General features: G+C 41.9%; 14 protein-coding genes and 1 pseudogene. 9 read left to right on the forward strand and 6 right to left on the reverse strand.

The genetic code is table 11. From position 1 onward, the window contains the following. Positions 1–72: 72 nt before the first annotated feature. Positions 73–1,602 carry a leucyl aminopeptidase gene (locus tag ABM313_RS21380; RefSeq protein WP_434685151.1) on the reverse strand — a complete coding sequence of 510 codons (1,530 nt, stop codon included), beginning with the start codon at positions 1,600–1,602 and terminating at the stop codon, positions 73–75. A 500-nt stretch (positions 1,603–2,102) separates the two neighbouring features. Between ABM313_RS21380 and ABM313_RS21385 the strand changes: the two genes are divergently transcribed. From ABM313_RS21385 to larC, 8 genes and pseudogenes are all read left to right on the forward strand, one after another. Continuing rightward, positions 2,103–3,821: a TolC family protein gene (locus ABM313_RS21385; RefSeq protein ID WP_434685152.1), complete on the forward strand. Its 1,719-nt coding sequence runs from the start codon at positions 2,103–2,105 to the stop codon at positions 3,819–3,821. Between the two features lie 175 nt (positions 3,822–3,996). Continuing rightward, entirely contained in the window at positions 3,997–4,218 is a 222-nt protein-coding gene (locus ABM313_RS21390) for a hypothetical protein (RefSeq protein ID WP_434685153.1), read from the forward strand. Between the two features lie 631 nt (positions 4,219–4,849). After that, a complete protein-coding gene (locus tag ABM313_RS21395) occupies positions 4,850–5,893 on the forward strand; it encodes a hypothetical protein (protein WP_434685154.1) in 1,044 nt (347 codons plus the stop codon). A 356-nt stretch (positions 5,894–6,249) separates the two neighbouring features. Beyond that, positions 6,250–6,933, forward strand: coding sequence for a tetratricopeptide repeat protein (locus ABM313_RS21400; RefSeq protein WP_434685155.1), 684 nt, complete (start codon positions 6,250–6,252; stop codon positions 6,931–6,933). Between the two features lie 179 nt (positions 6,934–7,112). Continuing rightward, positions 7,113–8,315: a J domain-containing protein gene (locus ABM313_RS21405; RefSeq protein ID WP_434685156.1), complete on the forward strand. Its 1,203-nt coding sequence runs from the start codon at positions 7,113–7,115 to the stop codon at positions 8,313–8,315. A 41-nt stretch (positions 8,316–8,356) separates the two neighbouring features. Next, a complete protein-coding gene (gene queG, locus ABM313_RS21410; RefSeq protein ID WP_434685157.1) occupies positions 8,357–9,298 on the forward strand; it encodes a tRNA epoxyqueuosine(34) reductase QueG in 942 nt (313 codons plus the stop codon). A gap of 75 nt (positions 9,299–9,373) precedes the next feature. Then, entirely contained in the window at positions 9,374–10,471 is a 1,098-nt protein-coding gene (locus tag ABM313_RS21415) for a pentapeptide repeat-containing protein (protein WP_434685158.1), read from the forward strand. A gap of 277 nt (positions 10,472–10,748) precedes the next feature. Further along, positions 10,749–12,142 (forward strand): annotated as a pseudogene (gene larC / locus ABM313_RS21420) (nickel pincer cofactor biosynthesis protein LarC). 31 nt (positions 12,143–12,173) lie between these two features. On the opposite strand, the gene gvpJ reads toward larC, so the two are convergent. From gvpJ to ABM313_RS21440, 4 genes are all read right to left on the reverse strand, one after another. Beyond that, entirely contained in the window at positions 12,174–12,629 is a 456-nt protein-coding gene (gene gvpJ / locus ABM313_RS21425; RefSeq protein ID WP_434685159.1) for a gas vesicle protein GvpJ, read from the reverse strand. 175 nt (positions 12,630–12,804) lie between these two features. After that, on the reverse strand, positions 12,805–13,422 hold the full coding sequence (locus ABM313_RS21430; RefSeq protein ID WP_434685160.1) for an ABC transporter ATP-binding protein: 618 nt from the start codon (positions 13,420–13,422) through the stop codon (positions 12,805–12,807). A gap of 156 nt (positions 13,423–13,578) precedes the next feature. Further along, positions 13,579–16,056, reverse strand: coding sequence for a response regulator (locus ABM313_RS21435; protein ID WP_434685161.1), 2,478 nt, complete (start codon positions 16,054–16,056; stop codon positions 13,579–13,581). 158 nt (positions 16,057–16,214) lie between these two features. After that, positions 16,215–17,684: a TldD/PmbA family protein gene (locus ABM313_RS21440; protein WP_434685162.1), complete on the reverse strand. Its 1,470-nt coding sequence runs from the start codon at positions 17,682–17,684 to the stop codon at positions 16,215–16,217. A gap of 602 nt (positions 17,685–18,286) precedes the next feature. Here ABM313_RS21440 and ABM313_RS21445 point away from each other — a divergent pair. Next, the gene (locus tag ABM313_RS21445; protein ID WP_434685163.1) at positions 18,287–22,441 is read left to right on the forward strand and encodes a PAS domain-containing protein; all 4,155 of its coding nucleotides are present in this window, start codon (positions 18,287–18,289) and stop codon (positions 22,439–22,441) included. 30 nt (positions 22,442–22,471) lie between these two features. On the opposite strand, the gene ABM313_RS21450 is transcribed toward ABM313_RS21445, so the two are convergent. Next, the gene (locus tag ABM313_RS21450; protein ID WP_434685164.1) at positions 22,472–24,241 is read right to left on the reverse strand and encodes an ABC transporter ATP-binding protein; all 1,770 of its coding nucleotides are present in this window, start codon (positions 24,239–24,241) and stop codon (positions 22,472–22,474) included. Positions 24,242–24,243 lie beyond the last annotated feature (2 nt).

Here is a 24,243-nt window from a genome sequence, read left to right on the forward strand (position 1 = left end):
TGACCCAGATTTAGGACTGCTACATTATTAACCAATTAAACGAAAAAGGCTTGCTTAGCAAGCCTTTTTCGTTTAATTGATAATTAAATTCACCAAAGTTCGCACTGCAAAACCAGTACCACCAGCATTGTTATAACCAGACTCACGCTCAGTCCAGACCGGTCCTGCCACATCAAGGTGAGCCCATGCCTTAGTCTTTTCCACAAATTGCTTCAAGAATAAAGCCCCTGTAATCGCACCGCCAGCCCGTGAGCCTGTATTTTTAAAATCAGCAACCACTGACTTTAATTGATCGAAATAGGGATCTTCGAGGGGCATCCGCCAGAATTTCTCACCAGCATCTTTTGCCGCTTTAGCGATTGCCTCGGCAAAGTCATCATCAATTGACCACATCCCTCCGATATCCTCGCCCAAGGCAACCACACAAGCGCCAGTTAGCGTCGCCAGATCAACGATCGCATCCACACCTAACTTATCGGCATAGACCAGAGCATCGGCAAGGGTTAAGCGACCTTCAGCATCAGTGTTATTCACCTCAATGGTTTTGCCATTGGAAGCAGTGAGAATATCCCCTGGACGCATGGCACTGCCATTGACCATATTTTCGCAAGTAGCGACGATGAAATGAACTTCGATATTGGTAGGTTGTAGATGGGCGATGACTTTCGCTGCACCTAATGCGGCAGCAGAACCTCCCATATCGGTTTTCATGAGTTCAATGCTGCTACCGATACCCGTTTTTAGATTCAAGCCGCCAGAGTCAAAGGTCAAACCTTTGCCGACGATCGCTAATTTGCGCTTCGGTGAGCCATTGCTGTAAGTAAGGTGAATAAACTTTGGTGGAATGTCTGAAGCTTTAGCCACACCGAGAAATGCGCCCATGCCCAAAGCTTCGCAATCAGCTTGTTCAAGAATTTTGACAGTGAAATAATCTGATTCATTAGCGATCGCTACCGCAGTTTCTGCCAATGTAATTGGGGTCACGATATTGGCTGGCGCAGATACTAGCTCTCTAGCCAAAATTACACCATCGACAATCTGCTGTGCCTTAGCGATCGCAGGATTTGCCAATTCAGGATCAGTTTCTAAAATTTCAACTTGATCGAGGAACTGAGGATTGGCATTTTTGGATTTAAAGCGCTTGTCTTGATGCGCCGCTAGTAATACGCCCTCTGCAATCGCTTGAGTTGTCAAATTCACATCTTGGTTATAGGTAGGAAAAGAAAGCGCCAGCTTTTTCACCTTTTCCTTGTTTGCCCATTTCACGGCAGTTGCAGCAGCTTTGCGCCAGACATCCGCAGTGGCTTTAGCAGGATCTCCTAATCCAATTAAAATCACCTTACGGATTGCATAGTCAATACCCACACGTCCACTGACCGCAGCCCCTGTTTCCCCCGTAAACTCTGACTCAGTAATCAAATCCGTTAAAGTGCAAGCCAAAACCTGAATATCCAAGTTTTTTAATGGTTCAGATAGTTCTAGAGTTTTCTTTGCTGAGTTTTCAGATTGCTCATTACTAGCCTGTGGACTAGCAAAAACCGCGATCGCAAGGGCATCACCATGCCAAGCCTGCGGACTAGTTAATGATGGGAGAATATTCATTTTAGATACAGTCTGTAAATTTTGTCACGACGTTATACCTATTATTAAAGCTTAGAAAGCAGAAGGGGCGTGAAGTGTGAATTACTGTTTTCCGATCAAAGCAGTTTTAGCATGTGCAGCTTCTACCCCTCATACCAAAGCACAAAATCGCGTAGCGATTTTGTGCTTTTAAAACTCTTATGGGGTTTGGTTTTCAATTTATAAAAGTGTTGTCACACTTTTGTGAATTGGTATCAAAACCAAAAAGATGAGTGGCGGTGCTTCGCGCCGCCACTCATCTTTTTGGTTTTATGTCCTTCAAATTTTGTGATCAAAATCTAGAGACTTTTATGTGTAATATCTCTAAATTTCTAGGTTTATACTACAATCTGTTATGCCAACATGCTGATGTAAGCATCTTTACCCGATAGCATGATGATTGTGATGTAGGAGCTATCAGAAGATGCTTTGAGTAAGGTATGTTGGTTGCTATTTAAATGCGAGGAGTGACGGACTGAATTATGCGAATTTCTTCCAGTTGGTTGACGCTTGGTGCGAGTTTATCGCTTCTGATTCCAGCTTGGACAGCCAATGCTCAAGAATTTACCATGCCCCTAAGACCCTATACAAAGGTCGTCCTAGAGCCTGACTTTACAATTAAATACACTTCGTTGATTGCTTCAGAAGTGAATACCCCTGCAAAAGTGGATAACCTTAAACTTAATAGTGCAAATAGTGCATTAGTTAGTAATCAACAACCTATCCTCCAAGATATTCAGTTAACGATCGCATCTTTACCCAAAGCCGTCCCTCCAGATACTTCAAAGTTACCTGCATTAGAGTCAACTATCCTCCAAGATAGTCTGCGATCGCAACCTGAAAAAGTCAGTTCTTCGACAGAACCTGCTAGAGTAATCCCTAGCTCAGCCGCCTCTAATTCAGGGCAACTCGATCCTGCTCAGACACTAGTTGTTCCTACTACGCCCAGTCAAGTCAAGCTAGACATTACCAAACCAGTCTCTTTAGCAGAACTTCTGGACTTAGTTGAAAAGACTAATTCCGATGCAATTCGCGCCAGAATTGCGATCGAACGTGCTCGTGCTGTATTACAAGAAGCTGAAACATTGCGATCACCAACGGTTACAGGAACAGTACAGTACAATTACAGTGAATCAGCCCAAGTGCGTCTAAATAGTATTAATAACAATACGCCTCTAGGCAAAACTAACAGTAATCCACTTACTGGCACTATAGGAGTTGAGTACAACATTTTTGATTCAGGTGCTAAGGATGCGGCTATTCGGATTGCGGAAAACAACTTACGCATTGCTGAAGCAGATCTCAGTCGGATCAGACAAAATATTCGCCTCAGTATCGTCACCGCCTATTACAACTTGCAAAATACTGATGAGACCATCCGTATTCAACGCAAAGCTGTTGAAAATGCTGAAAAAAGCTTAAAAGATACGAAAGCTAGAGAAAGAGCAGGTGTCGGTACAAAATTTGACGTATTGCAATCTGAAGTTCAACTGGCTAATGCTAAGCAAGATTTACTCAATGCCGAAGCGTCTCAGTTGGTAGCCCGACGGGAGTTATCTCGTCAGCTAAATTATCCTGCGATCGTCGAGATTACGGCTGCTGATAAAGTTGCACCTGTCCCTGAATGGAAGTTACCAATAGAAGAGACAATTTTACTAGCAGTAAGGAATCGTGCTGAGCTAGATATTCGCAAATTAGAGCGTGAAGTTGCTCGCGATCGCGCCAGCAGCTCCCTAGCTCAATTAGGTCCTCAAGTTAATTTATTTGGTAACTTTAATACTGCTTCTGAATTTACCAGTGGCAGTGGCATTGGTGTTGGCTACCAAGTTGGGGCAAGCCTAAACTGGAATCTCTATGATGGAGGCAAAGCCGCCGCGCAAGTAAATCAATTTAAAGCTGATCAAGCAATTGCCGAAACTCGTTTTGAGCAAGATGCACGTCAAGCTCGTTATGACGTAGAAGAGTCATACATCAATCAGCGATCGCGCCTTCAGCAAATTGAAACTGCAACTAAAGCAGTTGAACAAGCTCAAGAAGCCTTGCGCCTAGCCCGTCTTCGTCTTGATGCAGGAGTTGGCACACAACTTGAGGTAATTAATGCTGAAGTTGCACTCACCACTGCTGATGTTAACCGCGTACAAGCAATTATCGGTTATAACCAATCCCGCGCTAACCTTGAACGAGCTATAAGTGGTTTATAACTAATCAAAAAATAAGGGACGCTTTGCGTCCCTTATTTTTGATATATTCACAATCAAAACCTAGAGACTACTTATGGTGACGATAACGGATGGGTTTATTTACGCTTGTCTATTCTCTATTGCGTTGATTACCTTGTTTAGCATTGACGCTAGTATAAAGAGACTTGAGCGAAAGATGAAACGCATCGATCTTTCGTTGAGCTTGCTCCTAAATCGTATGGAACTTGAAGTTCCATCTCAAATTTCGGATCGAGTCAAGCAGATGGCACTTGATCCCTATAGAAAGTTAGAAGCCACCAAGCTCTATCGAGCAGAAACGGGAGTAGGGCTTAAAGAAGCCAAAGAGGCAATAGAAGAGTTTATTGAACATAATCATAATCTTCAAAACAAAAGATAAGAAAAGACGCTATACGTTTTTTCTTATCTAACTAACGTGATTTAGAACCTATTTAAGAATTGCTTTAGATCCCCCCAGCCCCCCTTAAAAAGGAGGGAGAATCAAATTCTTCCCCCTTTTTAAGGGGGATTGAGGGGGATCTCTTGGAGTTTTTGACCGCAGCAAGTAATTCTTAAATGGTTTCTTAGAGATAAGCTCCCATATCTTAAAACCCCAAATCTTAAGAGGCTCGCTTCGCGAGCCTCTTAAGATTTGGGCGTATAGACAGGGTTCGCGTCGCGAACCCTGTCTATACGCCCGTTTGAAATTACCCCGAACTGAGGTTAACTACGCATAGTGATGCTCGAATCAAAGCTCCAAAGGGAATAGCGCCCCTATTCCCTTTGGAGCTTTAGCACTTATAGATAGCAGTCCTGTATGATTTGTAGATTTTGGGCTGTGGGAAGCACACTCCATTTAGGGTGTGCCTCTACAAGCCATCTAGGATGGCGATATCACGATCTTTTTTAAGCATGTTAAAAAAATAGATGCGTTTGGGTAACATCCTGCTTGTTACAAACAGGGCAGCCATATACTCAAAAAGTTGCCAAAGACGATGAGACCTAGTTAGGGTCTAAGATGAGGATAAATCATGAAAGCAGTGCGATTAAATCTTGAAGATAGACAAGCTTGGCAGAAATTGCAGCATGTTCTGACGAGTCTTGCTTCCGATTATATGGATCTAGTGGCTGCTGAGCAAACAGAATTTAAGTTTGAGCAGCAAGTTCTATCCATTGCTTTTACCCTGATTGCTTCTGATGCCGATCGCGATCGCCTAAACGAATTTACACAAAATATTGATCGATATTTCAATCGCCTACAATTAATTGGGGTGCGGCGGATTGAATGGGAATTTTATGTGATTGGGGAAGCAGTACCATTTTTAACACAGGGGCGAGACATTCGCTTGATTGCAGCGCCAGCACCGCTACCACAAAATGCTCTCGTGCGTAATGATGCTAAGAGACTGCCTGTGCGGAATGGGCAATCAAGCTCTCTAGTTAAGGGCAAATCGAAAATTGGCAACATTGTCCGCCGTTTTCGTGGCTGGCTAGCTGATCCCAAAACGCTCCAAGCAGCTCGTACAGTTAGCCGCATTACAATTCGCGATCCCAGAGGTGCATTGGATGCAGTGCGAATCAATGCGATCGCTAAGTTTAATGACACGATCCAATGGGTTGACACCTTTCCTTGGGAAACTTGGACAAAGGAAAAAGCTCAGCAAATCAAACGTCGCCATCAACGAAATTTGGTGCGCTCTGTAATTGAGGATTTACTAATTGTTGGGGTGATGGTCATAGCCGCCTTGTGGCTGATTGAGGCTTTGTCTGGCCCATCATTTAACTTGGCACTTTTGCCTAAGCAACATCACGACAGCAACATGACCAGTGCCCAATATCGTTGTGGTAATCCTGCGGTCAATCTCAAAAACTATGTCTGTTTGAGTCGGGGAATGCGTTACGACCAAGTGGCAAGTATTTTGGGGACTGAAGGAAAGCCTTTGGGGATTGATCGCAAGTTTGGCGATCGCGCAGTGGTGATTAGTTGGTCAAGCCCCGATTTAAGCATGAATGCTACTTTTGTTAACGATCAACTGGTTTCAAGGGCATATAGACAAATTAATGCAAGCAAATAATGCAAAAGGCTCGCTTTGCGAGCCTTTTGCATCAAGAGAGAGGCAGCGCTTTGCGCCGCCTCTCTCTTTTTGGCTTAACTTAAGTCATAACAAAATCAGTTTCATAACTGATTTTAAGTGGGAGTTTCTAAGACCCTCACCCCTAGCCCCTCTCCCAAAAGGGGAGAGGGGAACAAGAAATTATTCTTCCTCCCCCTCTCCCTTAATGGGAGAGGGGGCTGGGGGGTGAGGGTTCCACGTAACATCAGTCATAATTAGAATTGCCACTTTTTTGTATAACCAACAGGAAATTTGTCTTGAAACGATCGCCAAAACTCTTGGTCTGTTTGAATTTGTGTGTAGTACTCACAAGTATCATGTCAGTATTACCTGCGATCGCGGTTAATACTAAAGCTAATTTATCGCAGACTATCAAAACTACCCCAGCCAATAAACGTGCTGCTGATGAATATCGGCAAATGGGGCTTGCCTATCGTCAGCAAGAACGTTTTGATGAAGCGATCGCCGCTTTGCAAAAATCAGTCACCCTCGATCCTCAAAATCTGGATGGGCGTATTATCTTAGGCTGGACACAGCACCTCGCTAAAAAACATGATGATGCTGCTACTTCGCTTTGGGAAGCAATTTATTTATCACCAACATCACTGCAAGCATTTAATGCGATCGGCATTGTTTATCTGGTGCGTGGTGATTTACCGCAATCTGTAATCCTACATAGCTGGGCAGCAATGCTTAAAACTGACAATGAAATTGCCCACTACAATCTCAGCTTGGCTTATCAACGTTTACAACAATATGATCTGGCGATCGCTTATGCTCAAAAAGCAATTGAACTAGAACCAAATAATCCCCATCCCTTTGTAGCTAGTGCGATCGCCCAATGGACATCTGGTGATCAAACTAGGGCAAAAAAAACTTTTCGAGAGGCGATCAGTGTTGATTCTCGATATCGGAGTCTTGAATTTTTAAACTTTCTTAACGAAGCAGGTTTTAGCAATGAGCAAATTCAAACTGCAAAACAAGTTTTAGCCAGCTTATAGTTTGCTTTATCCAAAAGGTTAGAAGCAAATCAACCTTGTGGACTTTAATCTATAGAAAATATGTGATTATTTCGATAGCACCTGTATTACTAATGGGTAAGCTATTATTACTTATCTAGTTTAGAATCTTTTAAAATCTGAAAGATCTTGTTTGGGTAGAGCAACGCAGAGGATAGATAGTGGAAACCCCAAGAACATTTCGTATAGATCGCGGCATCGGTCAATATGACTTTAATGATTACTATGCTGTGTTGGGCTTACCATTAACAGCAGAGTCATCCCTTGTGCGTAGACGATACCTTCTAATTGCCAAATGTCTACATCCTGATATTCATGGGCGATCTCATTCTGAAAAGCAAGTAGCTACGCAATATCTATCTAAATTAGTTAATCCTGCCTACAATGTACTGTCTCAAGAACGAGAGCGGACAGAATATTCGGCAATTCTCAAGTTGCTGGGCAAACGCTTAATGAAGCGTAATCAAAAATTTTTACCACAGTCTGACATTGCCCAAAAATACTTAGTTTCCTCGAAAGAGGTTAATTATGAACAAACAATCCATGAAATAGCCAAAGTTCAGTATCAAGATCTAGGCAAAGCCTTAGATCACATTGGCTTACTAAGTGAACTAAATTTAGTACATATCCTGCTACAAGAGGGGTACAAACATGCACCAAGTACACCAACTGTAAGTTCTAGTCCTGTTTCTAGTCCTGTTTATACGTCGCCAGCAAAGCCTGCTAGTACTGATGACACCCGTATTCAAAACACTGGTATCAATACCTCCGTTAATAGAGCAAGTTCCGCAAGTTCCACTAGCAACGCGGGCGTTAACAACACAGGAACTAATAGAGCAAGTTCTGCCTATCCAAATAGTGCAGGTAGTAGCTATCAAATGCGGAGCGAGTCTCAAACGCCATTGCGTAACAATAGCAACACATCGAATACTGCGGCTAATGCAGCAAAAAATACTAATCAAACTGCTAATAACAACCAAGCTAGCAATCAAAATAATGCTGCTGATGGCTCACTTAATCAATATATTCGTCAAGCGGAAAACTTTATCAATCAAAAGTTATGGGCTTCAGCTTTAAAGGAACTGCGTAGTGCTATTCAGCTTGATTGTAACAATAGCAAATGTCATGCTTTGTTGGGATTTGTCTATATGAACCAAAAGTTATCAGGCATGGCTAAAGTGAGCTTTCAGCAAGCATTGAAACTAAATCCTGATGAACCAATAGCTAGGCAATATATTGACCAAGTAAGTGGTACTAATGCCAGTAGTAATAATGCTGGTGGTAATAATAACCAGACAAAAACAGATCCTAAAGCCAAGAATGACAAAAAAGGTGGTTTTTTTGGTTGGTTAGGTGGTGGTTAACAATATAGATAGTGCTTTGCACTGCCTATATTATTGGCATTATGAAAAAATTATCGCAAGCAGAACTTAAATTGGCGATCCAACAACAAGCGATCTCTCTCGGTTTTAGTAAGGTTGGCATAGCTAAAGCTGAATCTGGCATCGAGGCAGAACGTTTGCAGTCATGGTTAGCATTAGGATATCAAGCGGATATGGACTGGATGACCAATCCTAAGCGGCAAGATATCTCACAGGTAATGGAAGGAGTAAAGTCAGTAATTTGCGTGGCTTTAAATTACTACACACCTCATCAGCATTCCAGCGATCGCCAAGTTGGTAAAATTTCTCGCTACGGTTGGGGGCGTGACTATCACAAAGTTTTGACCAAAAAGCTGAAAGCTTTGGCAAATTGGTTAAATACTCAAGGGGAGAATATTCAAACTCGTTATTATGTGGATACTGGACCAATTGCAGAAAAAGCTTTTGCTCAGAGGGCGGGGATCGGTTGGATTGGCAAGCATAGCAATGTAATTACGCGGGACTATGGTTCTTGGTTGTTTTTGGGAGAAGTGTTAACTAATTTAGAATTAGAACCCGATCGCCCACACACAGATCATTGTGGGACTTGCACGCGCTGCATTGATGATTGCCCAACGGGGGCGATCGCGCAACCCTTCGTGGTTGATGCCAATCGCTGTATTGCTTTTCATACCATTGAAAATAAGTCTGCACAAATCCCTGATGCGATCGCCAGTAATTTACAAAACTGGGTGGCAGGTTGTGATATTTGCCAAGACGTTTGCCCTTGGAATCAGCGCTTTGCTCAAGAAACTTTAGAGACTGATTTTCAGCCTTTCCCACACAATATTGATCCTCCGCTAGAAGCGTTGGTAAACATGACTGATCAGGAATGGGATCAGCATTTTACAGGCTCGGCTTTGAGAAGAATTAAACGCGATCGCTGGCAACGCAATGCTAAAACTGCGATCGACTCAGCCATTTAGCTTGTATAGATTTATTCGATGAAAAAGCTTAAATTAGAATCATCTCTAAACATCAATTTGAGTAACTAAATCATCTTGGCTGATCTAAAGATTGTTCGACATATTAAAGATGGTGCTGAGCGTTGGAATGCTTGGCGCGAAAAAACTCAGTCTGAAGAGATTGATTTGCAAAAAGCTGACTTATCAGGTTTGAAGTTAGGTGGTGCAAATCTGTCTAAAGTAAACTTGAGTAAAGCTAACTTGAGTAAAACAGATTTGACCCAAGCTAATCTATCGGGAGCAAATTTAACTGAGGCAGCCTTTGTAAATGCCAATCTGAAGGGAGCTAATTTGAGTGGTGCAACTCTCAAGCAAGTTAACTTTAGCCAAGCAAATATCCAAGATGTCAATCTCTCTAACACAGATCTGCGATCGCTAGAACTGAGAGGTATAAATCTTGGCATCGCGAATCTTAGTGGTGCAGATTTACGTGGTGTGAATCTGAGTGATGAGAGTTTTAAAAAGGCAAATCTCAGTGGCGCAAATCTTAGTGGTGCAAATCTTCAAAACACTGACTTTAGTGGCGCAAACTTAAGCAATGTGAACTTAAGTAAGGCTAAACTAAATCGAGCCAAATTAAGAGGCACATTGTTAACTCGTGCCAATTTATGCGGAGCATCCCTTGATTTCGCTGATATTAGTATGGCGGGATGTCTAATGGCAAATTTTAGTGAGGCAATTTTAAACAATGCAATTTTAAACAATGCGAATTTAGGTGGTGCGATTTTAAGTGGAGCGCAACTGGTCAGAGCCGAGCTAAATAACACATTTTTGAATGATGCTTCTCTAAGTATGGCTAACTTTACGAAAGCTAATCTCAGCGATGCTGATTTCAGTCAAACCTATATGTACAGAGCTATTTTGTCACAGACAACTTGTATCGAAACGAAATTTCGTCATGCGGAAATGCAGGAAGTAGATCTGAGTATGGCAATTCTTAAAAAAGCAAATTTTGCGATCGCAGACTTACAAAATGCTTATTTAGGGGGTGCTGATTTGAGTGGTGCGATCTTAATTGGAACTAACTTAGAAAAGGCAAATCTGGCTAATGCTAATTTAACTGATGTAGTTATTGAAAGTACTATTTGGACAGGCGCAAATCTTCAGGGAGTAATTGGGATTTCTCCGAAATAATATATAGCAATGTAAGTTTTGCTTAGGACATAAAACCAAAAAGATGAGTGGCGGCGCTTCACGCCGCCACTCATCTTTTTGGTTTTGATCTGTCCCAGATATCTATCTCTTGTGTTGCTATAGCAAGCCTAAATGTTTTGTAAGAAAGGCAAGGGGCTTAAGCTCCTCGTTCTTCAGAGTAGTTTTGAGGCGGCGCTTTGCGCCGCCTCAAAAGTTTGGGGTTTGAAATGCTAGGATTCAGTTGCAGGTTATTGTTATAAATTCCGTAAGGCTTAGCATGGGAATCGTTGCATATTTGGATTGTCCGACAGGAATTGCTGGTGACATGTGCTTAGGTGCGTTGGTGAGTGCAGGTGTACCTTTAGAATATTTTCAAAATATTGTTCATCAATTAGGACTTGATCGCGAAGTTAAGTTATGGACAGAATCCGTTCATCGAGGTGGGATCGCAGCTACCAAAATGCATGTTGAATTATTAAACTATAGTGGTGCTGAGCCACCCACCGTCGAACCTGAACAAGCTCATTTTCATGCCGACCATGCTCATTCCCATAGCCATGAAGCACATAGCCATGAAGCACATAGTCATGATTCCCATAGTCATGAACATTCCCATCAAACACATTCTCATATAGTTCGTCGATATTTACCTGATATAGAGAAGATTATTCGTGATGCTAAATTACCTAAACAGGTTGAAGTCTGGAGTTTAGCAACATTTAAAGAACTAGCGATCGCGGAAGGTGCAGTACATGGAATAGCACCAGAAGTGGTACATTTTCATGAAGTGGGGGCAATCGATGCGATCGTCGATATTGTCTGCACCTGTGCAGGATTTGCTTGGTTAGAAGTTGACAAAATCTATTGCTCAGCTTTGCCTGCGGGTGGTGGCTATGTAAATTGCGATCATGGCAAAATGCCAGTGCCAGCACCTGCTACATTAAAATTATGGGAAATGCATGGGGTGACTACGTTTGATAATGGTATTCGTAAGGAATTAGTTACACCTACAGGGGCGGCGATCGCTGTAACTCTTTGTGAAAAGTTTGGCGAAGTTCCCTTAATGAAAATCAAAAAAGTGGGTCTAGGTGCTGGTACGCAGGATTTAGAAATTCCTAATGCTTTGCGGCTATGGATTGGTAAGAGCAAAAAAAAAATCTTGAAGTAAAGGGACATCGGGCAACGCCCGATTTCCCTTTACTTCAAGGGGCTCAAACTGTCGAAACGATCGCTGTTTTAGAAACACAGGTTGATGATATGACTGCACAGGCGATCGCCTATACGATGGAGCAGTTATTGAAAAATGGTGCATTAGATGTTTATACCCAAGCAATTGGGATGAAAAAATCGCGTAATGGCATCTTAATTACGGTTATTTGTCCCTGCGATCGCCAAACCATTTGTGAGCGAATTCTGTTTCGGGAAACTAGTACTCTCGGCATTAGGTATCGACTACAGGAGCGCAAAATTCTCTATCGAGAAATTCATGAAGTTGAAACGGAATATGGCAGAGCCCGAGTCAAAATTGCATGGCGTGACGGATTCTGTACGATTCAGCCAGAATATGAGGACTGTGCGAAGTTGGCGCGATCGCATAATATTCCATTAATTCGAGTTCAAGAAGTAGTTAAACTAGCGGGAGCATTGATTAATCATAGGGGCAATTCATGAATTGCCCCTATGATTAATCAATGCAATGATGTTAATGAGGTGCAGATTTATCGCCTGAAGTCAGTAATAATTTCAACTTGAGATCGATTAAATTAATATCAGCTAAGCCTATTTGCACATCACCTTCTAAAACGATTCCTGTACTGATTAAGCGATCGAGCAATTCCAAAATTGATGATTCACTGGATGATTTGTCAGGATAATATGCGCCTCGTCTAGGTAGCAGCTTGCCAAATTCTCCCAAATCAAGATTCAGGTCTTCAGGATCGATATCGAGAACTTCGCAAAGATTAAAAATCTGCTGCTCTAAAGCTTGCAAACTATCGGCGGCTTTCTCGATTTCGGATTCAGTTAACTTTTCAGCATCCATCCGTCGAATTACTTGAGCTTCCATTAGCTGACGCAACAGTTCTACCAATGTGAGAATTAGTGGCGCTAGTCCAGATTTTTTGGGCTTGACAATTAAACTGTCACTACTATCAGTCATTTAAGAATTCCACAGGCTTCTTAGCGTAGTTTATGCTGAAACACAAAATGGCTAAGCCACTTTATGTTGTAAAACCCTTACTGGGTTTGGTTTTTAATTCTCAAAAGTGTGATCATACTTTTGAGAATTTTTACTAGAGCAGGTTGCAACCATTCATGCCACAATCTGTTCTTCGTTATATCTTGCCATGGGAAATAGTCCAAGTTTGATCTGCCATTGAGTCAAGCTCTTCAGGATCATGGGTGACAACGAGGATTGTCCAATTTTTTTTAAGTTCTTGCAATATACCCAAAATCTGCTTACGCATTGACCAATCTAAGCCTGCGGTAGGCTCATCAAGCAATAACAGGCTGGGTTGACGAATTAACTGTACCGCAAGTGCTAATCGTCTCTGCTGACCACCACTCAATGACTGTGGTGATGCGCTGGGACTGAGATGGCTTAAACCCACAGAATTTAATGCTCCTTGGATGCGATCGCTATCTAGATCGATATGTCCTAGTCTTAATTCTTCTAAAATTGTGCTTCCGCAAAAATGGCGTTCAGGAAACTGAAATACTAATCCACATATTTGCTGCAAGTGGTCAGGCAGTAATTCTTGAGAGTGCCAATAAATGTTGCCACTAGTCCAATCGACAAATCCTGCCAAAATTTCCAGTAAGGTACTTTTGCCAGAACCACTTGGTCCCACCATCAAGCCCAATTGCCGATCCTGCAACTCAAAAGATATATTTTGGAGAATTGCTTCAGGTGTCGCGGGCGGGTGATAGCAAAGATTACGGATAGAAAGCATAAAAAATACGAAGGTTAGAATGGCTTAGCCATTCTAACCTTCATTCTAAAAAAGAAGAAATAGCATCTCTTTGGGCTATCAATTTTGCAAATTCTAAAGACTTCGCAGTAAAACTACGAACCTTGTGCGGTGCGGTAAAGACTCGCCACACAAGGTTCATAGTTTTGCAAGTTCTTGACAAGCAATTTGATATTGCTGCTCAATCTGTGCGAATAGTTCGGGCAAGCCTTCGGAATCTTCACGTTTGCCCTTTAGCTCAACTTCAAGACAGAGTTTGCCTAAAGCCTTAGCCCCCAAAATATTGCTACTTCCTTTTAGGGTGTGTGCGTTATAGCTCACCTCTTGCAGATCGTTATTTGCGATCGCCTGTCTTAGGTTTTTGAGTAAGACGGGTGCTTCTTCAATGGTGAATAAATTGATCATGCGCCCAATCAACTTAGGATTAATTTGTTGAAGATTTTTAATTGCGGCTGGATCAATTACTGAAGAACTCGTTGCCTCTGCAACTCTATTGATTACGGCAGTCGCCTCATTAATTTGTCCACCCACAGCCCATTTCTCGATCGTCCGTTGCAGCGAATCCATCATGATCGGCTTGCTGATATAATCATCCATCCCAGCTCGCAAACACATTTCGCGATCGCCTTGCATTGCACTAGCAGTCATCGCAATAATTGTAGGACGCTCATAACCTGTTTGGAGGTCATGCCAATGATTGACCAGATAGGTTGCAGTTTCTAAACCATCCATTTCAGGCATTTGGACATCTAGTAGTAACAAGTCATAATGTTTTACCTGCAAGGCTTCTAGGACAGCCAAGCCATTATCGACGACATCAGGCTGATAGCCCATCTTAATCAACATCGCCATCGCTAGTTCTTGGTTAATTAAGTTGTCTTCTGCAATCAAAATTTTTAATGGTACGCGATCGCCCAAACGAATAACATTGCTAATGCTTTTATTCATCGCATCTTGCAGAGTGTAGTTTGGCTGCTCCTTGGCGATTTTGGTAGTGATGGTAAATGAAAAAGTTGAACCTTGATTAGTCTTGCTTTCGACTTGGATTTCACCTCCCATGTTCTCCACTAAATTTTTGCAGATAACTAGTCCCAGCCCAGTCCCGCCATATTTACGGGAGGTCGCCGCTGTTGCTTGCGAAAAAGGTTGAAATAGTCGCTGCATTTGTTCTGTGGTAATGCCAATGCCTGTATCAGTTACCGAAAACAGCAATTGAAAAGGCTGATCGGCTGTAGGAACTTGAGCAGAGGCTAAACGCACTCCAATTCGCACTGAACCTGTATCGGTAAATTTGAGGGCATTAGAAACCAGATTCAATAAAATTTGTCGCAGTCGGGTTACATCCCCCATGATAAATGGAGGTACATAGGAATGCATACTAACTTCAAACTTAAGACTCTTTTCCTTGGCTTTAGATAACTGTACATCGTAGATATCACGCACCAAAGCTCTTACATCTAGGGCTACGCTTTCTAATTCCAATTTGCCAGATTCAATTTTAGAGAAATCCAAAATATCATTGATTACTGAAAGCAGCATTTCACCACTGACTTGGATCGTGCGTACAAATTTATCCTGTTCGGCGTTAAGATCAGTCCCTGCTAAGAGTTGGGTCATGCCGATCACTCCATTGATCGGTGTCCGAATTTCATGACTCATCATGGCAAGAAAAGCAGCCTTAGTCCGAACTGCTTCTTCGGCTTCATCTTTTGCGTTACGCAGATCTTCCATTAGTTGCATCTGGCGTAGATCTGCTTGTTTTTTGGCGGTGATATCGCGAAAGCACCAAATCAAGCCAAAGAATTTATTCTGCTCAGAACTGACAGGGCTAGTGTAGTAATCAAATACGCGATCGCCATAAACAATTTCGCCATGCCTAACCACATCAGGATCATCGTAAGTAGTCTCTAACAAATTGATCAATACCGCAGGAAGATCGGATTTGATAAAAAACGTCCCTAAGGGTGAGCCATTATGAAACTCCTGTTCAAGCCCATCGCCAGTAAATAAGTCATGGGGAATGTCCCACATTTCGCAAAATCGACGGTTAAAACTAACAATGCGTCCTTGTTCATCGACAGCAAAAATTCCATCGATCGCCGCTTCCTTTTGGGCATGGAGCAGTAGGTTTGTCCGTTGGAGATCCTCAAGCATCCCAATCCTGTCAAAGACCGCCTGCGATAGTTCATGATTCTTTTGAACAAGGCGTATTTGCTGATGTCGTAATCCTAAATGTAAATGCACACGCGCAAACAGTTCGTCAAGCTGAGGCAGTTTGATAACGATAAAGTCGGTACCACCACTTTTAAAAGCTTCAAGCTTTGCTTCGATATCGTCATGACTGCTTGTAAAAATGATTGGAATATTTTCGGTGATCGTGTCAGCTTTGAGAATGCGGCATACTTCATAGCCACTTATTTGCGGCAAGAAAATATTCAACAGGATCAAGTCGGTAGGATGGGACTGTACATATCGCAAAGCACCACTGCTATCTCCAACCGTTTTGACGATATAGCCATGCTTTTTCAGAGCCGATGCTAGCTCATGGCGAAGATCTGGATCATCGTCAACTACAAGTATCGTTGATTGAGAAACATCGATCGCATTTGCTTGCACGACTTGATCACCTTTTGATCACTTTAGTAGAAAGCTTACAGTGCTTTGCGCCGAAGTAAAACTCAGATTTTTACTAAAAGCCCTGCTTTAAGGATATTTTATAGCGATCGCTAGCCTAAAGGCAAAAAGGCAACGCTCTACGTCGCCTTTTTGCTATATTAGCGCCCCCCAACAGTAATCGCATCAACTTTGATATGAGGTTGTCCAACCGTGACATAGACACTGCCACTGATAGAACCACAGAAACCTGCGGCAAGCTCTAGATCACGAGAACTCATCGAGATTTCTTGCATGATTTCTTTCGCATCACCGATCAAAGTAGCCCCTTTGAGTGGTTTGGTAATTTTGCCATTTTCGATCAGGTAAGCCTCATCTACAGCAAAGTTAAATTGTCCTGTGGGCAAAACGCTACCGCCACCCATCTTTTTGCAGTAAATACCTTTATCCACAGAGGCAAAGAGATCGTCTAAGGAAAAATCACCTGCATCAATATAGGTGTTGCGCATCCGACTTGCCGCTGCATAGGCGTAACTTTGGCGACGACCGCTACCTGTGCGTGGATGTCCAGTGCGTAACTCTCCAGCGCGATCGCTAATAAAGTTTTTCAAAATTCCATTCTCAATTAATAGGGTGCGCTGTGTGGGCATTCCCTCATCATCCATATCGATGGTTCCGAACGCTTCTTCAGAACGACCTTCATCCCATGCTGTGAGATTTTCGTGGGCGATTTTTTGACCTTTCATTTCTGCAAAAGGCGTTGTTTTTGCTTCAATGCCCGTAGTTTCCAGTAAATGTCCACAAGCTTCATGGAAGATTACACCACCAAACTGATTTGCCATGATAATTGGATAGGAACCAGATTCCACATAATTAGCATAGAGCATTTGTCCTGCGGCTTCGACGATTTCATCGACGACGGGTTCATAGTTCCAATTGCGAAGGTAGCTGGGATCGCTCGTACCACCAACTCGCTTACCAATAGATGAACGATTTGCACCATCCGCACAAAGCAAGTTAGAACCTATCGACTGGGTAAGGCGAATATCTCTAGCAAATGTACCATCACTAGCGGCAACTAGAATCTCTTGCCAATCACGGAAATAGCCCGATCGCCTTGATTGGATATGTTTCCCTTTTTTGGCTAGCAGTGCATTAGCTCCCAGCAAGATATCGCCCATTTCTCGCATAGGACTACATTGCGCGATCCATGATTCCTTATTCCTTTTGGTGGCATAGTCACGAAATAGTTCCAAATGAATTGAGGGAATGATCGAGTTTTGAGAAGGAAGTTGTAATCCTAGGATTGACAGGGCACGTTCAAGAGCAGATTTTAGTCCTAGAAAGGTCAAATCGTTGGTGCTGACATAACAATCGGCTTTGCCTTTAAATGCACGAATCCCTGCTCCTGTAGATAGGCGTGGTGAAATACTCGTAATTGTGTCATCTTCTGCAAGACAACTAATGTAATTATTGCGCTCTAAAAAAAACTCCACAAAATCTGCACCTGCGGCTCGTCCCAGTCCCAACAGAATTGATAGTGGAGCTTCCCATGTTTCGTCAAAGCGATCGCTAACGGTCGCATATTGCAAATTTGCTAGCTCTTTTGTCTGAATCAGGTTACTGATCATGATGTTTGGCTGTTTGGTTGATTATTTCTTCTGCAAGTGTAACAAATCAATAAATGCTCACACCAAATTCTATAGCTGTATTCACTAGAAGAGAGTAGCGGCACTTCGCGCTGCTACTCTCTTCTAGGTTCGTGTCCTAATACCAATTCTCGAAGGAGTTGTAACACTGTTTTGAATTAAAAACCAAAATCAGCAAGGATTTCAAAAACACAAAATGGCGTAGCCATTTTGCGCTTAAGACTTGAAACTAGAGGCAACGGCTGCACATTTTTGCAACAGCAAAATTGTTACTATGATAAGTTAAATTTTTTATCATCATAGAGTTTTTATTAGATTTTAAGAGCTATAAACAATTGTAAAAAATCAGGGTTAAGAGACTTTGCTATACTTAACATCAAATAAACATCATAGTATTCCCATGAGGTTCTAGATCCTGAGATACTTATTTTAACTACTCTACCAAAATTTGCGATCACTTAAGCTATGTAAACCATAAACACAATGGAGTTATGAGTGAATTTTCATCTAAATTAGATCCTGACAGATGTTTATCACCAAAGGATACAAAAATTAGCGGTTTAGATAACCATTCAAGTGTTGAAATGGAAAAATTCAGATCAAGGATGTTGATTTGCTCAGAAATTTTGCAAAGTATACGTCAATACGATAGTCAGTTCGATAACATCGAAAAAACTTTTCAAGCAATTACTACAAAGCTACTAAATTTAGTTCAGGCTGTTCATGTCTCTATTTATAAACTAAATAAATTTGCCGATCATCGTAGTGGAATAGGGATCAGTGGCAAGATTATTGCAGAGGCGATCGCACCACAATGCCAGCCCTGTTCACAATTTCAGATTGAGAATATTCTGAGGGAAGAATATGCGTGGGGGCAAGATACTACGGGACAAATTCTTGATCTTTATACTGCGGGGATGACTAGATGTGAGATTAACTTAGCAGAAATATTTGCAGGTAAGGCTTACTTACTCGTGCCGATCATATTGTCAGATCAAGAGCCAGAGAATTCATTATGGGGATTTTTGACAGTTCAACAATGTACATCTTTAGGTGGGGAGTCTTTTCAAAGTTCATGGGATCAAGATGATGTGCTGATGCTACAACAGATAGCCATGCAGATTGAGATTATTTTACAACGAGAAAATCGTAGTACCCGTTTGCTAGAGCGGGTAAAAGAGGCGGAGCAATCCTATGCAACTTTGTATCGGTGGATGGAGCATTATCGTTATCTGGTGGAGCAGATTCCAAATGTATGTTATGTTTCACCGATCGCGAACACTCCAGAATTTGCCTATATCAGTCCGCAATTGCAGACACTTTTAGGTGTACATCCTTCCAAATGGAATGCAGGTTTTTTTAATACTTGGGCTGAGTATGTACATCCTGATGATCGCGATCGCGTGCATCAAGCGGTTCGCCACACTATCGAAACAGGAGAGCCTTTTTGTTGCGAATATCGGCTGATTGCTAGTGATGGCAAAATTATATGGTTGCGTGATACTGCTCACCTCGGCTTGGCAACGGATGGTAAAACTCAGGTTTTACGTGGTTCTGCTTTTGACATAAGCGATCGCAAAGAAAGCGAATTAAGATTTCAAGGAATTTTTAACAACACTTTTCAATTTGTAGGCTTACTTTCTCTTGATGGTATATTCTTGGAAGTAAACCAAACAGCTTTAGACTTTGGGGGAATTACGCACGCCGATGTAATTGGTAAACCGATCTGGGAAACTTATTGGCTGGCAATTTCAAAGGCTACGCAAAATCGGATGAAGCAAGCAGTCCAACAAGCTGCTCAAGGTGAATTTGTCCGTTATGAAATGGATATATTTGGCGCTGGTCAGACAATTACAACCATCGATTTCTCGATCCGTCCTCTCAAAGATGAAGCGGGACAGGTGATTTTATTAATTCCTGAAGGTAGAGATATTAGTGAACTTAAAGAGATCGAAAAAACTTTACGTAAAAGCCAATCAATGCTGGCAAAAGCTCAGCAAATCGCTAAGCTTGGCAATTGGGAATGGAATGTTATAGATAGAAAAACCATTTGGTCAGACGAATTATTTCATATTTTTGGACGTGACCCAAATTTAGGTGTCCCCAGTTATGAGGAGGTCTTGCAATATTATGTAGAGGAAGATCGTCCAAAACATATTCAAGCAGTTGAGAATGCGATTAAGAATGGTGAGTCCTATCATTTAGATTTACGTGTACAACAATCTGATGACTCCTATATTTACATAGAAGTATTTGGTCATGCAGAATATGACGATCATGGAAGCATTGTTAATCTTTATGGAACCGCTCAAGACATTAGCGATCGCAAACTCGTAGAAGCAAAACTACTTCAGAGTGAAGCCTTACTTAAGTTAACACTTGCCAATGTACCAATAGGGATTGCTACCTTTGATTTAGAAGGTAAGTTTTTGATGGTAAATCAGGGCTTCTGTCAAATATTTGGATATACCGAAGTAGAATTGCTGAACATGACAGCCATTGAACTCACTCATCCCAATTCTATCGAAAAAACGTTAGCAGCTCTTAATCGTTTACTTGAGAATGAAGCAACTAGTGGTGAACTGGAGAAACAGTATATCCATAAAAATGGTCATGCGATCGATGTGATTAGTCGATTTGGACTGGTGAGCGATGAAAATGGTAAGCCAATTCAATTTGTTGCTGGTGTAGAAGATGTAACTGAGCGCAAGCAAACTGAAGCCAAACTAGCGGCAGCGCAATTAGCTGAGCTGTCAAACAAAGCTAAAAGCGAATTTCTCGCTGTCATGAGTCATGAACTGCGAACTCCGATGAATGCTGTGATTGGAATGACCGAGATTTTAGAAAGTACGCCCCTAACGCGGCAACAGCAGCAATATGTCGCTACGATTCGTCAAGGTGGGGAAGTACTACTATCGGTAATTAACAATATCCTTGACTTTTCACGAATTGAGTCAGGACATTTTGAACTCGAAGAGCGTCCTTTTAAACTTCAACAATGTATTGATGAAGTGCTAGAACTGATGTCATCACGCACGGCTGAGAAATTTCTAGAACTAGTGCCATTTGTAAGTCTAGATGTGCCGCAACAGTTGATTGGAGACTATACGCGCTTACGTCAAATCCTCGTCAATTTAGTAAGTAATGCCATTAAATTTACCGAATCTGGGGAAATTATTATTACAGTAAATTCGCGATTAATCGATCCGCAGACCAACATTTACAAGTTGCATTTTGATGTACGCGATACAGGAATTGGTATTGCCCCTGAAGCGATCTCCAAACTTTTTAAAGCCTTTAGCCAAGCTGATAATTCGATTGCGCGACAATATGGTGGCACTGGATTGGGTCTAGCCATTTGCAAACAACTTTGTGAATTGATGGGAGGAGCAATTGACGTTAGCAGCGTTGTTGGTGAAGGCTCTACTTTCAGCTTTTATATTCAGGTTCGTGCCATTATTGAGGAAGCAGATGCCACAAAGATCTCACTAGAACTAATAGGTAAGAGGATTTTAAGCGTTAATACTAATGCTACACTTCAGCAAGCGATCGCTTTATACACGCAACCGTGGGAGATGAACTTAGAGACTGTCTATTCAGCTACTGATGCGCTGCAATCATTGACAACATCGAACTTTGATGTAATTTTAATTGATCGACAAATTATAGAGTCTGATGGTTCTCAAATGGATGGTTTAGAACTTGCTAAACACATTCAAGAAGTTTTTCCTGAGTTAAATTTAATTCTATTAACCCCTGTAAACATCATTCTTAATGAGAATGATAATGCAGACTTAGCTTGCTTTGGAGATTACATCACTAAGCCGATATCTGCCTCAAAACTTTATCAAGCTTTTTGCAATATTTTTAGTGAAAAAGTCCCAACTTTCTCCCAAGAGACAACTAATACAAGTACTCAAGCTCTATATGCAAGCGATGAGATTTTGAGAGATGAAAATTTTGCTAAATGTTATCCATTTAAAATTTTGGTTGTCGAAGATAATCCTGTCAATCAAAAGATTCTGCTATTGATGCTAGAAAACTTAGGATATAAAGCAGATTCTACGGAAAATGGGCAGAAAGCCATCAATGCTTTCTTAGATCAAGCCTACGATCTGATCTTTATGGATATCCAAATGCCAATTATGAATGGTTTGACTGCAAGCAAAAGTATCCGTCAGTTACCAAGTCATAAGCCTTGGATTATTGGACTTTCGGCAAATGCTTTCTCAGAATCTCGTGAGTCGGCAATGAAGGCTGGGATGAATGACTATCTCACTAAGCCTTTAAAAAGTACAAGTTTAATCGCTGCTCTCCAGAGAATTCCTCAACAGCAACACCTTGTTATTGATCATAGTCAGCCTCCTATTGACCTATCAATCCTCTCAACTCTAGAAGATTCCGTAGGTACACAGAACTTAGATGAATTAATCAATGTCTACTTAGACCATTCTGCACAGGCGATCGCTACAATGAAGGACGCTTTTCAAACTCAGGACTTTGTGAAGATTGAAGCCCACAATCATGCCCTCAAGGGAGGAAGTGCTACCTTTGGAGCTGCCCAGCTTTTTAGTTCTTGCCAAGCTCTAGAATCTATTTGCAAGATGTTAATCAAGTCGAAAGTCCATACTGAAGAAGATATCAGCAAAATTGCTAGTCTTTTAAAGAATATAGAAGACCAATATAACTATGTATATCAAACTTTCCAATCTAGAGGAGGTAGCTCACCAGTGTTATAAAAAAGACTGCCCAAAGGGCAGTCTTTTTCTTTAAATATGGGTTTGTCCTGTTTGCAAATTCCATAAACCTGTGTAGATTCCATTGTTCGCAACTAGCTGATCGTGAGTTCCTATTTCTACTACTTTGCCCTGATCCATTACATAGATGCGATCGGCATTGCGAATGGTGGATAGACGATGAGCGATCGCGATCGTGGTGCGATTTTTGGTGATTCGCTCTAAAGACTTTTGGATCGCTGCTTCCGTTTCATTATCAACTGCCGAAGTTGCTTCATCGAGAATTAAAATCGGTGGATTGCGTAACACGGCACGGGCGATCGCAATGCGCTGTCTCTGACCACCTGATAGCTTTTGACCCCGCTCACCGACGATCGTATCGTAACCCTTGGGCAAGGTTTGAATGAAGTCGTGGGCTTCAGCAATCTTGGCAGCTTCAACAATTTGATCCACAGTTGCTTCAAAAGAACCATAGGCAATATTTTCTAAAACTGAACCGTGAAATAGAAATACATCTTGGCTCACCCAGCCCATGCAAGAACGTAGCGATCGCAATTCTAAGTCGCGAATATCAATGCGATCGAGAAAGATATTCCCTGATTGAATTTCGTATAAACGTAGGAGCAGCTTTACCAAAGTACTTTTGCCCGAACCCGTTGCTCCGACAATCGCGGTAGTTTTATGGGCGGAAATGTCTAAAGATAGATCTTCTATAATTGGGTAGTTAGCAGCATAGCCAAAAGTAACATTCTTTAATTGGATATCGCCAGTAACGACAGAATTTAGTACCTGTGAGCCTGAATGGATTGCGATCGGTGTATCTAATAAATCGAGAATGCGGTTAGTTGAAGCCATTGCCCTTTGGTATTGATCGAGGGTTTCACCTAAGCGTGTGAGCGGCCATAAAAGTCGCTGAATTAGATAAATCATCACGGAGTAGTTACCCACCGACAGCCTGTTTGCCTGTACTTCCAAGCCACCATAATAGAGAATTGCAATAAATCCCATAAAGATCAGGATTCTGATCAAAGGCACAAATGCGGCACTATAGGCGATCGCCTTGCGATTACTTTGACGATATTGATTACTTTCCTTCTCTATCCGTTTACGTTCATAGGCTTCTGTGACAAAAGCCTTAATCGTCGTGATTCCACCGATATTATTCGATAGTTGCCCGTTCAGCAGTCCCACTTTTTCACGAACTTCCGCATAGCGTGGGGCAAGGAACTTCTGAAACCAAATCGAACCCCATAAAATAAATGGCATTGGCGACAGCGCTAACCAAGCCACGTTTGGCGTAATTAAAAAAAATGCACCACCAATCAACAGAATCGTCGCCGAAACTTGAATTACTTCATTTGCACCACCATCTAGAAACCGTTCCAACTGATTGACATCATCACTCAAAATTGACATCAATCCACCTGAACTCCGCTCCTCAAAAAAAGCTAGCTCTAACTCTTGTAAATGCTGATAGGCATCAAGGCGCAAGTCATGCTGGATCGTCTGAGCAAGGTTACGCCACTGGAGCGCATAGGCATACTCAAAAATCGACTCCAAGCCCCAGATCACTCCACTGATAGCCGAAAGTACTAGCAACTGGGCTGCTAATCCTTGCACCCCAAAGGGATTTGCCCAAAAGTTCTCTTTTTGTAACACCAAATCGATCGCTGCCCCAATCAGAACTGGCGGAGCCAAATCAAAGAATTTATTTAAAATCGAGCAAGTTGTCGCTGTCCAAATTTGTTGGCGATAATTACGGGCATAGCGAGTCAGTCGGATAAACGGATGAACATTAGACATGG

The organism is Pseudanabaena minima str. Chao 2107 (genome assembly GCF_051131155.1).
GTDB lineage: Bacteria > Cyanobacteriota > Cyanobacteriia > Pseudanabaenales > Pseudanabaenaceae > Pseudanabaena > Pseudanabaena minima.

Bases quoted from the DNA above. Each gene is read 5' to 3' on its own strand.
- gvpJ (WP_434685159.1), bottom strand. From the start codon at position 12,629: ATGACTGATAGTAGTGACAGTTTAATTGTCAAGCCCAAAAAATCTGGA.
- ABM313_RS21450 (WP_434685164.1), bottom strand. From the start codon at position 24,241: ATGTCTAATGTTCATCCGTTTATCCGACTGACTCGCTATGCCCGTAAT.
- ABM313_RS21445 (WP_434685163.1), top strand. From the start codon at position 18,287: ATGGAAAAATTCAGATCAAGGATGTTGATTTGCTCAGAAATTTTGCAA.
- ABM313_RS21385 (WP_434685152.1), top strand. From the start codon at position 2,103: ATGCGAATTTCTTCCAGTTGGTTGACGCTTGGTGCGAGTTTATCGCTT.
- ABM313_RS21400 (WP_434685155.1), top strand. From the start codon at position 6,250: ATGTCAGTATTACCTGCGATCGCGGTTAATACTAAAGCTAATTTATCG.
- ABM313_RS21440 (WP_434685162.1), bottom strand. From the start codon at position 17,684: ATGATCAGTAACCTGATTCAGACAAAAGAGCTAGCAAATTTGCAATAT.
- ABM313_RS21390 (WP_434685153.1), top strand. From the start codon at position 3,997: ATGAAACGCATCGATCTTTCGTTGAGCTTGCTCCTAAATCGTATGGAA.
- queG (WP_434685157.1), top strand. From the start codon at position 8,357: ATGAAAAAATTATCGCAAGCAGAACTTAAATTGGCGATCCAACAACAA.
- ABM313_RS21430 (WP_434685160.1), bottom strand. From the start codon at position 13,422: ATGCTTTCTATCCGTAATCTTTGCTATCACCCGCCCGCGACACCTGAA.
- ABM313_RS21380 (WP_434685151.1), bottom strand. From the start codon at position 1,602: ATGAATATTCTCCCATCATTAACTAGTCCGCAGGCTTGGCATGGTGAT.
- ABM313_RS21395 (WP_434685154.1), top strand. From the start codon at position 4,850: ATGAAAGCAGTGCGATTAAATCTTGAAGATAGACAAGCTTGGCAGAAA.